Here is a 12,926-nt window from a genome sequence, read left to right on the forward strand (position 1 = left end):
ACTTCGCGAGGGGCAACTTTTATCGACGCAACGGATGGAATCCATCCACAACGCGAATGCCGTGGAGGTGTACCGATTCGAAACAGCAAGCCCGGCGCATTCGGGTATGCGCCGGGCTTGCTGCGACTGCTGGGTGAAGGGGGTCGTTCAGGCGGCCTTCATCGCGAGTTCTGCCGTGTGGAGAATGTGCTCGCCCGGCCCCAGGGTGACCGGTGTGCAGCCGGGCAGTTCCGCTATCGCCTCACAGCCTTCGGGCACGACGATGCCGGCTGTCAGCCCCGTGTCGGTCAGCTCCCACGACATGGACACCGTTCCGTACGGGCTCTCATGACGGGTGCGGGCCCAGGTGATGCCACCTCCGGGCCGCGGGCGCAAGACGATCTTCCGGCAACCGGGGGCAGCGACGGTGATGCCTCCGACCACGCGGTGCAGCCAGTCGGCGACGGCGCCGAGGGCGTAGTGGTTGAAGGAAGTCATGCCTCCCGGGTTGAGGCTGCCGTCGGCGCGCAGGCTGTCCCAGCGCTCCCAGATCGTCGTGGCGCCCATGGTCACGGTGTACAGCCAGGAGGGGCACTGGGTCTGCAGCAGCAGGCGGTAGGCGATGTCGAGGTGGCCGGTATCCGTGAGGGCGTCACAGACCAGGGAGGTGCCGACGAAGCCGGTGGCGATGCGCGCGTCGTCCTCGACGACCAGCTGGGCCAGGCGGTCCCCGGCCGGCTGCCTCTGCGAGGGGGTCAGCAGGTCGAATGCAAGCGCGACGGCGTAGGCGGTGGGGCTGTCACTCGTCATGCGGCCCGAGGGGAGCACGTATCTGCGGCGGAAGGCGTCGGCCGCCTCGCCGGCAAGTGCGCTGTAGCGCTCCTCGTCCGCGTCGTCTCCCAACTCGGCTGCTGCCAGGGCGAGGTGGTGGGCGGAGTGGACGAAGTACGCGGTGGCGACGAGGTATCGGTCGGTGCGGCCGGCAGCCGGGTCGTCGGGTGGTGCAGCCGGGTCGAGCCAGTCCCCCAGCTGGAACCCTGTGTCCCACAGGCGCGTCGGCCCGGCGAGGCCCTCCACGAGGTCGACCCACGCCTTGGCCATGGGGTAGTGGCGGCGCAGGACGTCGAGGTCACCGAAGCGCCGGTAGATCGTCCAGGGGGTGAGCGTGGCCACGTCGCCCCACGCGGCCCCCGGGTGGATCGGCGTCCACGTCGGCTCGCCCGGAATGACGGGCACGTACCAAGGAATGGTGCCGTCGGGCAGTTGTTCCAGACCGACGTCGGTGAGCCAGGAGTCGAGCATGCCCGCACAGTCGTAGAGGAAGCTCGCGGTGGGTGCGAAGACCTGGATGTCACCCGTCCAGCCGAGGCGTTCGTCGCGCTGCGGGCAGTCGGTGGGGATGTCGACGAAGTTGCCGCGCATGCTCCACACGACGTTCTCGTGCAGGCGGTTGACCAGCGGGTCGCTGCACTCGAACCATCCGGTGCGCCGCATGTCCGTGTGGTAGACCCGGGCGGTCACCGAGTCGGCGGTCAGGTCGTCCGTCCAGCCGCTGACTTCGGCGTAGCGAAAGCCGTGGAGGGTGAAGCGGGGTTCCCAGGTGAGCGGCCCTCGGCCGGAGAGGATCAGGGTGTCGGTGGCGTGGGCCTCGCGCAATGGGCGCCTGGCGAGTTCGCCGTCCTGCAGGACTTCGGCGTGCCGGAGGGTGACCGCGGTGCCGGCCGGGCCGTCGAGGGTGACGCGGAGCCGGCCGACGAGGTTCTGGCCGAAGTCGAGCAGATGGCGGTCCGCGCCGGTGCGGGTGACGGCGACCGGTCTGATCTCTTCGGTACAGCGCACATGGGGTCCCAACGGAGCGACGAGGGTGCGCGGGTCCCGGATGCCGGTGCGAGCGGGCGTCCACTCCCCTGCAGTCGCGCCCGCCGGGGTGGCCCACGCGGGATCGTGCAGGCGGGCATCGAACGTCTCGCCCTCGTACAGACCGCTGGTCAGGATCGGCCCGGGCGCGGCGCTCCAGGTCCCGTCGGTGGCGAGGGAGAAGGTGGTGCCGTCGTCGTACGTCACCTCCAGCTGCGCGAGGAGCGCCTGATCGGTGCCGTAGATGTTGCGGGTGCCGCCGTCGAAGCCGTACTTGCCCCGGTACCAGCCGTCGCCGAGCCAGGCACCGATGGCGTTGAGGCCTTCGGCGAGGTGGCCGGTGACGTCGTGGGTGCGGTAGCGCAGGCGGTGCGGGTAGACCGTCCAGCCCGGAGCCAGGATGTCGTCGCCGACGCGGCGCCCGTTGATCTCCGCCTCGTACAGGCCGTGCGCCGTGATGTAGAGCCGTGCGCGCGTGACCGGGCGGTCGAGACGGAATTCCTTGCGGACGCGGGCGGGGCGGCGGTCCGCCGCCGGGTCCTCGTCCCAGTCGGCGCCGACCGGGACCGCACTCCAGTCGGCCGCGTCGAGCAGACCCGCCTCGACGCTGGTCGGATCGCTCCAGTTGGACGGTGCGGCCGCGTGTGCCGTCCAGACCCGGACGCGGACGGCGACGCGTTCGCGTGAGGTCAGCGGGGTTCCGGGCCAGGCCACGAGTACCTGCTCGCGGCTCACGACGCGGCCGGTGCGGTCGACGCCGCCGCCGCGGTCGAGTTCGACCTCGTACGCCTCCTGGGAACCACCGCCCGGCGGCAGCTTCCATGTGAGCCGGGGAGTGGAGATGCCGATGCCGAGACCGTCCGGGAGGTGCTCGAAGGACACCGGGCAGGGCTGAGGGGGGAGCAAGGAAAACCTTTCTTCACGTGCGTGGGAACGGAGTTGCGGGCCGGTCTCAGCCCTTGACCGCTCCCGAGGTGAGGCCCTTCATGACCTTCTGGTTGAGGAAGAGGTAGATCAGGAGGGTGCCGAAGACGTTGATGCAGATGGCCGCGAACAGCGGTCCGTACTGGGTGGCGCCGAAGTCACCGGTGAAGTTGAGCAGGCCGACCTGGATGGTGCGCATGTCCTGGTCGTTGGTGAAGGTCAGCGCGATGAGCAGGTCGTTCCATATGAAGAAGAACTGCACCAGGCCCACGGTGAGCAGGGCGTTGCGGACCATGGGCACGCTGATGGTCCAGAAGGCGCGCAGGATGCCCGCGCCGTCGATGGTGGCCGCCTCGAACAGTTCGCGGGGAACGGTCCGGTAGTAGGTGGCCATCATGAAGACGGTCAGCGGCAGGCCCGTGCCGGTGTAGGTGAGGACCAGCGGCCACAGGGTTCCGGACAGGCCCGTCTGGAAGTACGCGGTGAACAGCGGCAGGAGAATCATCTGCGGGGGGACCATCATGCCTGCGAGGAAGACCAGCAGGGTGAGGCTGCGGCCCTTCCACACCATGATCTGCAGGGCGAATCCCGCGGCCGTGCCCAGGAGCAGCATGAGCGCCAGGGCGGGCAGGACGGCGAGCAGGCTGTTCTGGACGTACAGGCCGAGGTGGCCCGTGGTCCACGCTTCGGTGTAGTTGCCCCACTCCCACGTCGTGGGAAGTCCCCACGTGGAGTTGTTCAGGTAGTCGTCGTTGGACTTCAGGGATGTCAGGAACATCCAGATCAGCGGATAGATCTCGACGACGAGCAGCAGGGTGACGACGGCCTTCACCCACGGTCGGCGCGGTGCCCGGACCCGGCGGGTCCGCGCGGCGTCACCGGATGCCCCCCGGCCACGGCGGCCTGCCGAGGTCTTCACAGGTGTGTCGATGGCCATGGCTTTCAGCCCTCCGTGAGGTCGCGCCGCGAGACGCGGTAGACGGCCAGGCTCACCAGCAGGCACACGACGGTCAGCAGCAGGGCGATGGTGCTGCCGTAGCCGTAGTCGCTGTAGGTGAACGACGTCTGGAACATGTACAGGGTCAGGGGGGTGGTGCCGTTTCCGGGACCGCCGCTGGTCAGGGCGACGATGGAGTCGAAGACCTTCAGGGTGCCGTTGATGCTGAAGACCAGTGAGGACATCAGCACGGGCAGGGACAGCGGCAGCACGATGTGCCGGATCAGGCGCAGCCCCGAGGCCCCGTCCAGGCGGGCCGATTCGAGGACCTCGTCGGGGATGTCGACCAGGCCGGCGAAGAGCAGTACGGCGTAGAAGCCCATGGAGCGCCAGATGTCCATGAGTATCAGGACCCAGAACGCGCTTCCCGCGCTGCCGAAGAAATCGATGGAGTCGACTCCGACCGCGTTGAGGAGAGAATTGACCGGGCCTGTCTGCGGGGCGACCTGAAAGAACTTCTGGAAGAGCAGGCCCACCGCCACGGTGGGCAGCACGACCGGGAAGAAGGCCAACGTGCGGATGAGGGCCGAGGACTTCTTGAGGAAGAAGACGTACAGCAGGGCCAGCAGATATCCGGCGACGATCTGACCGACCGTGACGAGGGCCGCGTACTTCAAGGTGAACCAGAGAGCGTCATGAACAGCCGGGTCGTCGAACAGGCGGGAGAAATTGGCGACCCCGTTGCCGGTGAAGCCGTCGATGGTGTTGCCCTTGGTGAAGGAATACCCGAACGACCACACCATGGGGACCAGCATGATCAATGAATAGACGAGAAGAGCGGGACCGAGCAGGATCGCGATGGCCCTGCGGTCACCGAGTACGCGGTGCATGGATGGTGTCCACTTCGTTTCTGTCGAAGAACCTGCCGGAACGGGACCGGGGGCGGCCGACGAGCGGCGCGAGGAGGCCTGTGGGCCGCCCCCGGTCGGCTACTGGGCGGCCAGCGCGTCCTGGACGGTCTGCATGAACTGCTCCGGCTTCGTGCTCCCGGTCACCAGACCTGCCGCGTTGGTCTGGCTGACGGTGGTGGCCTTGGTGCTGAACAGGGCCTCGAACCACAGGACGTTCCGCTTCGAGGCGCCGATGGTGTCGCGCACCTGCGTGGTGACCTCGTTGGCGTCCTTCACCGTGGTGTTCACCTTGAAGCCGGAGATGGCGCCGTGGTCCTTGAGCGCAGTGCTGCCGTAGTTCTTGGCGATGCAGGACACCCAGGCCCCGGTCTTCTTGTCGAAGGACTTCGCACCCAGAGTGATACCCAGGCCGACGTTGGACGGGTACTGGTCGATGGAGCCCTTGCCACCGGCGACTGCCGGGAAGGGCATGAAGCCGACGTTCTCCGCACCGACCTTGTTCTGCTCGGCGTCGGAGACGTTCGCCAGCGCCCAACTGCCCATGTAGAACATGGCGGCCTTGCCGTTGAGGAACTGGTTCATCGCGGTGTCGTAGTCGATCGATCCGACGCCCTGGCCGAAGTAGCCCTTCTTGCCGAGAGCGGCTATCTCCTCGGCTGCCTTCACGTACTCCGGGTCGGTGAGCTTCGCCTTGCCGTCGGCCACCTTCTGGAGGGCGTCGGGCCCCAGGCTGCGGTACAGGTAGGTGCTCACCAGACGGGTGATGGGCCACCCCTGCTGGCCGGAGGCGGAGAAGGGCTGGACGTGCGCGGCGTCCAGCTTCGCCGCGGCGGCCACCAGCTCGTCCCAGGTGCCCGGCACGGCTATGCCGTTCTCGGTGAACAGCTTCTTGTTGTAGAAGATGCCCTCGATGTTGTACTCGTACGGCAGGACCTCGACCTTGCCGCCGTACAGCGCCTTGATCGTGGAGACGGCGGCCGGCTCCAGTTGGTCGAGTACTCCGAGGGAGGTGAGCTCCTTCTCCAGGTCCGCGACCTTGCCCGACTTGGCCAACTGCTGCGTCAGTGCGGGGGCGTTGCCCGCCGCGAACTGCACCGGCAGGGCGTCCTGACCGGCCAGCAGCTGCAGCTTCTGGTCCAGGCTCGCCTGCGGGACGGTCTCCACCTTCAGCGGCAGTGCGTCGTCGGCCGACTTGCACGCGCCCTCGGACATGGTGGTCAGGGCGGACTTGACGGTGGTGTTCTCCGTGACGCTCAGGTAGCTGAATTCCTTGGGGGCGGCGGAGGATCCGGCGTCACCACCGCCGCAGGCGGTGGTGAGCAGTGCCAGCGAGGCGGTGCCGGCCGTCAGCAGGCTCAGACGTGCGCGGCGGACGTGGGGCATGCGAAGGGACACGGAAGACTCCCGGAGGTCTTTGAGAGAGGGGGCGAGGAACGGCGAGCGGCGCTGAGGAAGGTCCAGGCCCGATCGCTTGGAAGATTGTGTATAACGTTCTCCACCACGAAGTGGGCAACACCCTGCACCGGGTGGTGAGATACGTCAAGACACAGAGCCGTAACATCGAAACGCACCGCGCTAGCTTTGCGGTCATACAGAGGTCATGATGTAGACCGTTACACTCACGCCTACGAGATCCGGGGTACTGACGATGGGCGGGCCCGCCGCACCGAAGCAGAACAAACGCGTGACCATCACCGACGTCGCCCGGCACGCCGGCGTGTCCGTCGCCGCGGTGTCCAAGGTGTTGCGCAATGCCTACGGAGTGAGTCCGGGCATGCAGGAGAAGGTACGGGCGACCATCGCCGAACTGGACTACCGCCCGCAGGCGGCGGCACGCGGGATGCGAGGGCGGACGTACACGGTCGGTGTGCTCCTGGACAACGTCCGCAACGCCTTCTTCGCGGACATCCTCGACGGCGTCCAGGAAGAGCTCCGCCACAGCGAGTACACAGTGCTGATCGGCGCGGCCGGCTTCGACCCCGAGGACCAGGCGAAGACCATCCGCTCCATGGTCGACCGCCAGATGGACGGCCTGATTCTCGTCGCCCCGGGAACCTCTCGTAGCGAGGTACTGGCCACCGCGGCGGCCACCCCGACCGTTGTCATCGGGCATCACGACGGCTCCGACGCCCACGACTCGGTGGTCGACGCCGACGACACCGGCGCGGGGCTCGTGGTGGACCATCTGGTGTCGCTCGGACACCAGGACATCGCCCTCGTGTCCGCTCCCGGCATCAAGGCCAATCAGTGGAAGCGCACACCCGAGGTCGTCCTGGCCGGCGGATACCGCGCATCCATGGAACGAAACGGCCTCGCCGAGCACGTGCGGGTCCACCACGCCGCGTATTCGGACGACGGAGGTTTCGACGCCGGCATGGCCCTGCTGACGGCCGAGCGGCGGCCGACGGCCATCATGACCGGCGCCGACGTCGCGGCTCTGGGCATCTACCGGGCAGCCCACGAACTCGGACTGCGCATCCCGGACGACATCTCGCTGGCCGGTTACAACAACACCGCCCTCGCCGCCCTCGCCCCCGTCCAGCTCACCAGCGTCGACCAGGCCGGACACACCATGGGCTCCTCCGCCGCCCGCATGCTGATCGAGCGTGTGGAGGGCCGACGGGACAGGGCCATGCAGACCTCCATGACACCGCGCCTGGTCGTGCGCGGAAGCACCGCCGCCCCGCGAGGCCGTTAGACCGCGGACGGAAGCGAGCCTGCCGCGCTCCCTCCGCAATGCCCTCGAACAAGGCTGACACGGAGGATTCCGATGGCCCAAGAGATGGCCGCACACCGCAAGACAGGCATCAAGGACGTCGCTCGGGAGGCCGCCGTTTCTCTCGGCACCGTTTCCAACGTGCTCAACCGCCCGGAGCTCGTGGCCGAGCCCACACGGACCCGCGTGCTCGCGGTGATCGACGCCTTGGGCTACGTACGGACGGAAGGGGCCCGGCAACTTCATGGCTGGGCGGCCCGTGTCCTCGCAGTTCTCGTTCCGGATCTGGCCGACCCGTTCTTCACCGCCGTGGCCGTCGGAGTGGGACAGGCCGCTCGTGAGGCCGACCTCGGCGTGATGGTCTGCACCGGCACCAGTGACCCCGCAGAAGAGGCGCGCCACCTCTCCCTGATCACTTCCCACCGCATTCGTGGTGCCGTACTGGCTTCCGGCGAGGCCGTCGGGCGCACGGTCGCCGCCTTCCGGCGGAATGCCGTTCCCTTCGTCATTGCCGACCAGTACGGGCCCCAGCCCGGCGCCTGCTCCGTCGGCATCGACGATGTGGCGGGTGGGCACGCCGCGGTACGCCACCTGATCGGCCAAGGACACCGCTCCATCGCCTACGTCAGGGGTCCGGACCATCTCCCGCAGGCTCGGGACCGGCGCAGAGGAGCCGTTGACGCCGTCATCGGGGCCGGGCTCCAGCACACCGCCCTGAGAGAGCTCGCCTGTGCCGACCTCTCCGTGAGCGCGGGCAAGGACGCCGGCCACCGCATCCTCGGTCTCCCCCGGCGCCCGTCCGCCGTCTTCTGCTCCGACGACGTGCTGGCCCTGGGCGTACTTCAGGCGCTGTACGAGGCCGGGCTGAGGGTGCCCGACGACATCGCGGTGGTCGGATACGACGACATCGAATTCGCCGCGTCCGCCGTCGTACCGCTCACCTCGGTGCGGCGGCCGGCCGTGGCTCTGGGCCGACAGGCCGGGCGCCTGCTCATCGAGGACACGACCCGCGGCGCGGTCCACGAGCACGCCCACGTCGTGCTGCAGCCGGAACTGGTCGTACGCCGTTCGACCATGGCCGCGCCGGTGCGGTGACCCGGCCCGGTCAGGGCTGATCAGGAGCATGGTGACGCGGTTGCGGCGCACGGCGGGTGAGGGGCACCAGTGCGGTCGAGACCAGCACGGTGACGAGCCCGAGGAGGCCGACGGCCGAGGCCAGGTCACCCAGAGCTCCCTTGCCGCCCAGGAGCACCAGTGGGCAGAGGAACTCGCCGAGGAAGAACGCCGCCGTCCACAGTCCGGTGCCGCGCCCTCGGTCGGCGAAGTCGAGCCGGGACATCGCCAGCGTCAGAAGCGACGGCAGGAGCAGCCCCGTCCCGACGCAGTTCACCACGGCGCCGGCGATCAGCAGGGGAAGGCTGTCAGCGGTTCCCATGACGAGGAAGCCGACGGCGCACACCAGGAAGATTGCAGGCAGTCGGCGTCGCGGACGGTCGGACAGCCGGGTGAAGAGGACGGAGCCGAGGACGGTGGCGGCGCTGGCGATCGCCGTGACCGCTCCGATGACACCGGTGGAGTCCACGCCCAGGTCGTCGAGGAGGTAGGACATCTCCACCGGGACGGCATAGAAGACCACCGCGCCGAACGCGGTCAGCAGGCACAGGCCGGCCATGCGGCGCACGGGAAAGGGCCGGCGCTCCACGTCCACGCGGCCCTCGCCCGGCACGCGCCCGGTGCCGGGTGCGGGAGCCGGCAGCACCACGGCCATGGCCGGGGCGAGGAGCAGACCCACCACGTACAGCCAGAAGGGCGCTCGCCAGCCGATTGTCCCGAGTGCGCCTCCGACCACGAAGAAGACGGTGGCGGACGCCGACGCGCACATCGTCTGGAGCGCGAGACAGCGGTCACGCAGCCTGCCGGTGTAGTAGTCACCGATCAGGGTGGTGCAACAGGTCATGATGGCGGCCTCGGCGACCCCCAGCAGCACGCGACTGGCCACGATGCCGTGCAGCGAATCCAGCCACAGCGGCACCGTGCCGAACAACGCGTACAGGATCGTCGCCGCGACCAACAGGCGCTTGCGGCCGAGTCGATCGACGATGACACCCGCGAACGGGGCGAGAAGGGCCAGTGACAGCGCCGGGACCGTCAGCATCAGGGGAACCAACGCCGCACTGCCCGGTACGGCCTCGAAGTGGTCCTGCATGCGCGGCATGACCGGAGCGAGGAGCACCGCGCCGAGGATGGGCAGACAACTGCCGGCCATCAGCAGGGCGGCGGGCAGTCTGCCCGCCGCAGCCGGGGGGTCGTCGTGGTCGAGGACGGGCGGGTCGGCGGGAACCGGCATGGCGGCACTCCAGAGTGCGAGACGGGAAGGTGGCGCCACCGAGCGAGCGAGTCCAGGTGTCGGAGATCTCGGCGCACGGGCGCGTGATGTGCCCGACTATGCGTTCTGGACGCTGCACTGCCCACCCCTCACGTCATCCGATTTCGGGATGCCGCCGATCCAGGCCGTGGATGGTGTGGTGTTCCCATGGCCGAGCCGCTGGCGGCCGCGGGGACGTCAGTACGCGGCCGGCCCCTCCGGCACGTCGGCCATGCGCCTGCCGACCCGGGCAGTCGTTTCACGCAGCCAGATGTGGGCCGCGTCGTGCGTGTGCACCGGGTGCCACCACATCGCCTCGCGCAGGGGGACCGCTTCGTAGGGGGGCTCCACCACGCGCACGGCTGCAAGCGGTGTGAGGAGCCGTGCGAGGCGCGCCTGCATCAGGGCGATGCGCCGCGTACCTGCCACGAGCAGCGGCAGCAGGAGAAAACTGTCGACGGACACCTCCACCCGCGGCTCGATTCCGAGCATGCCGAGCTGTCGTACGGCGGGGGCGTCGTAGGTCCGCTGATAGGTGACCCACGGCAGCCGCCCCAGGTCGTTTCGGGTGAGGCGGTCATCGACGCTCGGATGGTCGTCCGCGACGAGGAAGACCCAGCTGTCCTCGTAGAGTTCGGTGGCCGGGAAGTCGCTGATGACGCCGTGCGGCATGAGCAGACCGTCGGTGGTGCTCAGCAGGGTCGCGGTGTCGTCGACCACGGTGGTCGGTGGCTGGGTGAAGCGCAACCGGATCCCTGGCGCCTCCTCGTGCACGACTCGGGCGAGCTCGGTACCGAACACGGCGACCGCGTAGTCGGAGGCCACCAGATTGAACTCGCGCGTCTCACTGCTGGGATCGAAGTCGGCCTGGCTGGCAAAGAGACGTTCCATCACTTCGTACGCGGTGGCGGTGCGGTCCAGGAGGACCTGGCCGAGGGCGGTGAGCTCGTAGTGGCCGCCCACCCGGGCGAGCAGTTCGTCGTCGAAGTGGCGGCGCAACCGGGCCAGGGCGGCGCTCATGGCGGGCTGACTGAGGCCGATGCGCTGACCGGCACGGGTGACGTTGCGTTCCTCCAGCAGAGCGCGGAGGGCGACAACGAGGTTGAGGTCGAGGCGAGCCAGATTCACGAGACTTTCCCTTGCCGTAGGGCGCCGACCAGGAAGGAATAAATGCCGTGGATGAAACCCATCCACAGAATCGATTTCCCAGATTGCGAGTGACGGGTCCAGATTAGTCACACCGCAATCAGGAGGACATGTTCGTGAAACCTGCATCCGCGTCTGAGCTCTTCGCCGGACCCTTCGCCCTCGCCACGCTCTCGGCTCCGGACGGACCGGCCTTCCCCGCGCTCGTCACGGCGGACGCCCGGGTACTCGACCTGCGAGCTGCCTTCGGTGATGAACACCTGTCCGTCCGCAGCCTCCTGGAGGCCTGGGACACGGCTGCGGCGCGACTGACGGCGCTGGCCGACGACAGCGGTCCGGAGCGCAGGCCCCTGGCGGACTTCCGGGTGCACGCCCCGGTCGAACCGCGCCAGGTGTTCCAGTCCGGCGCCAACTACCGCCGGCACGTCATCGACCTGCACGTCGCACACCGGGACCCGGCCGACGACCGATCCGAGGAGGAACGGCGCGCCGAGGCCGCAGAGATCATGGACCGCCGGGCAGCGGATGACCTGCCGTACGTCTTCATCGGCCTGCCGAGCTCGATCACCGGCCCGTACGACGACGTCGTACTCCCCGCATGGGCCGAGAAGCCCGACTGGGAGCTGGAACTGGTGGCCGTCATCGGCCGGCCGGCCCACCGGGTGTCCGTGGAGGAGGCTCTCGGCTCCGTCGCCGGCTACACGATCGCCAACGACCTGACCGACCGCGCCACGGTCTTCCGCCGGGACATGCCGCAGATCGGAACCGACTGGCTCCGCAGCAAGAACGCGCCCGGCTTCACCCCGCTGGGCCCTTGGATCGTGCCTGCCGAGTCGATCGGGAACCCCGACGACCTGCGCCTCGTACTGAAGCTGAACGGCGAGACCATGCAGGACGAGTCCACCGAGGACATGCTCTTCAGCGTGGCGCGCATGGTGTCCTACGCCTCGCAGACGGCCCGGCTCCTGCCCGGCGACCTGGTGCTGACCGGCTCCCCGGCCGGCAACGGCATGCACTGGGGGCGGCTGCTGCGCGACGGCGATGTCATGGACGGCTCCGTCACCGGACTCGGCGCTCAGCGCACGCGATGCGTTGCCGAGGTCTCGTCGTGACTCCCGACCGCCACGACCCCGAGGGGTCGATCGCCCGTGCCGCCCGCGAGTGTTCCAACTGGGGACGCTGGGGCGAGGACGACGTGCTGGGTACCCTCAACTTCCTCGACGAGGCGAAGCGGCGCGAGGCCGCCGCGCTCATCCGCCGGGGCGTGAGCTTCTCGCTCGCCCAGAGCTTCGACATGAACGGCCCGCAGAAGGGCTGGCGCCGCCGCACCAACCCGGTGCACACCATGCTCGACACCGGCACCGACGCGGCACTCGGCCTCCAGGGCTTTCCGCACGGCCTCGGTGGCGCCGACGACGTCATCGCCATGCCGTTGCAGTGCTCGACGCAGTGGGACGGGCTCGGGCACATCTTCGATCACGGCAGGGCCTGGAACGGCCGCGACGCGGCGAAGACCGTCACCTCCGAGGGCGACCTGGTCACCGGCATCGAGCACATGGCCCCGTATGTCGCAGGGCGCGGCGTGCTGCTGGACGTCGGCCGTACGCTCGGCGAGGACGGCGAACTGCCCGACGGCTTCGCGATCACCGCGGACCACCTGACGGCGACCGCCGAGGCCCAGGGCGTGAGCGTCGGCCGCGGCGACATCGTCCTGGTTCGTACGGGACAGCTCGCCCGGGCCCGCCGAGACGGCTGGGGCGACTACGCGGGCGGCGCGGCACCGGGACTGTCCTTCACCACTGCGGGCTGGCTGCACGGCAGTGAGATCGCTGCGATCGCCACCGACACCTGGGGCTTCGAGGTGCGACCGAACGAGTTCGATGTCGCCTTCCAGCCGCTGCACCAGGTGGCCATCCCCCATATCGGCCTGCTCATCGGGGAGATGTGGGACCTGGAGGCTCTCGCCGAGGACTGTGCGGCCGACGGCGCCTACGCGTTCTGGCTCACCGCCGCACCCCTGCCCATCACCGGCGCCGTCGGCTCTCCCATCAATCCGATCGCCGTCAAGTAGTCAGAGGAACAAAGGAGTTC

Annotated in this window: 10 protein-coding genes; 4 read left to right on the forward strand and 6 right to left on the reverse strand. The window is 68.8% G+C overall.

The features are described from left to right. Positions 1–147: 147 nt before the first annotated feature. From OG844_RS12600 to OG844_RS12615, 4 genes are all read right to left on the reverse strand, one after another. On the reverse strand, positions 148–2,718 hold the full coding sequence (locus tag OG844_RS12600) for a family 78 glycoside hydrolase catalytic domain (RefSeq protein WP_406389979.1): 2,571 nt from the start codon (positions 2,716–2,718) through the stop codon (positions 148–150). A gap of 70 nt (positions 2,719–2,788) precedes the next feature. Continuing rightward, complete coding sequence (locus tag OG844_RS12605) at positions 2,789–3,697, reverse strand: carbohydrate ABC transporter permease (protein WP_406389980.1); 909 nt, start codon at positions 3,695–3,697, stop codon at positions 2,789–2,791. 5 nt (positions 3,698–3,702) lie between these two features. Continuing rightward, entirely contained in the window at positions 3,703–4,587 is an 885-nt protein-coding gene (locus OG844_RS12610) for a carbohydrate ABC transporter permease (RefSeq protein WP_406389981.1), read from the reverse strand. 99 nt (positions 4,588–4,686) lie between these two features. Beyond that, positions 4,687–6,003, reverse strand: coding sequence for an ABC transporter substrate-binding protein (locus tag OG844_RS12615; protein WP_406389982.1), 1,317 nt, complete (start codon positions 6,001–6,003; stop codon positions 4,687–4,689). A gap of 289 nt (positions 6,004–6,292) precedes the next feature. Between OG844_RS12615 and OG844_RS12620 the strand changes: the two genes are divergently transcribed. Continuing rightward, positions 6,293–7,306, forward strand: a complete 1,014-nt coding sequence (locus tag OG844_RS12620) for a LacI family DNA-binding transcriptional regulator (protein WP_406389983.1) — start codon at positions 6,293–6,295, stop codon at positions 7,304–7,306. Positions 7,307–7,378: 72 nt separating this feature from the next. Then, positions 7,379–8,419: a LacI family DNA-binding transcriptional regulator gene (locus OG844_RS12625; protein ID WP_406389984.1), complete on the forward strand. Its 1,041-nt coding sequence runs from the start codon at positions 7,379–7,381 to the stop codon at positions 8,417–8,419. Positions 8,420–8,429: 10 nt separating this feature from the next. Here the strand turns inward: OG844_RS12625 and OG844_RS12630 are convergent, their stop codons facing one another. Both OG844_RS12630 and OG844_RS12635 read right to left on the reverse strand, forming a co-directional pair. Next, on the reverse strand, positions 8,430–9,671 hold the full coding sequence (locus tag OG844_RS12630; RefSeq protein WP_406389985.1) for an MFS transporter: 1,242 nt from the start codon (positions 9,669–9,671) through the stop codon (positions 8,430–8,432). A 216-nt stretch (positions 9,672–9,887) separates the two neighbouring features. Then, positions 9,888–10,817 carry a LysR family transcriptional regulator gene (locus OG844_RS12635; protein WP_406389986.1) on the reverse strand — a complete coding sequence of 310 codons (930 nt, stop codon included), beginning with the start codon at positions 10,815–10,817 and terminating at the stop codon, positions 9,888–9,890. A 128-nt stretch (positions 10,818–10,945) separates the two neighbouring features. On the opposite strand from OG844_RS12635, the gene OG844_RS12640 reads away from it, so the two are divergent. Beyond that, positions 10,946–11,947: a fumarylacetoacetate hydrolase family protein gene (locus OG844_RS12640; RefSeq protein ID WP_406389987.1), complete on the forward strand. Its 1,002-nt coding sequence runs from the start codon at positions 10,946–10,948 to the stop codon at positions 11,945–11,947. Continuing rightward, positions 11,944–12,906 (forward strand): cyclase family protein, encoded by a 963-nt coding sequence (locus OG844_RS12645; RefSeq protein ID WP_406389988.1) that lies wholly within the window; start codon positions 11,944–11,946, stop codon positions 12,904–12,906. The genes OG844_RS12640 and OG844_RS12645 overlap by 4 nt, the downstream gene beginning before the upstream one ends. Positions 12,907–12,926 lie beyond the last annotated feature (20 nt).

The organism is Streptomyces sp. NBC_00887, assembly GCF_045207585.1.

What these genes read in the sequence shown, in the direction of transcription:
- OG844_RS12605 (WP_406389980.1), bottom strand. Translation starts at nt 3,697, where the DNA reads ATGGCCATCGACACACCTGTGAAGACCTCGGCAGGCCGCCGTGGCCGG.
- OG844_RS12610 (WP_406389981.1), bottom strand. Translation starts at nt 4,587, where the DNA reads ATGCACCGCGTACTCGGTGACCGCAGGGCCATCGCGATCCTGCTCGGT.
- OG844_RS12625 (WP_406389984.1), top strand. Translation starts at nt 7,379, where the DNA reads ATGGCCCAAGAGATGGCCGCACACCGCAAGACAGGCATCAAGGACGTC.
- OG844_RS12630 (WP_406389985.1), bottom strand. Translation starts at nt 9,671, where the DNA reads ATGCCGGTTCCCGCCGACCCGCCCGTCCTCGACCACGACGACCCCCCG.
- OG844_RS12640 (WP_406389987.1), top strand. Translation starts at nt 10,946, where the DNA reads ATGTTCGTGAAACCTGCATCCGCGTCTGAGCTCTTCGCCGGACCCTTC.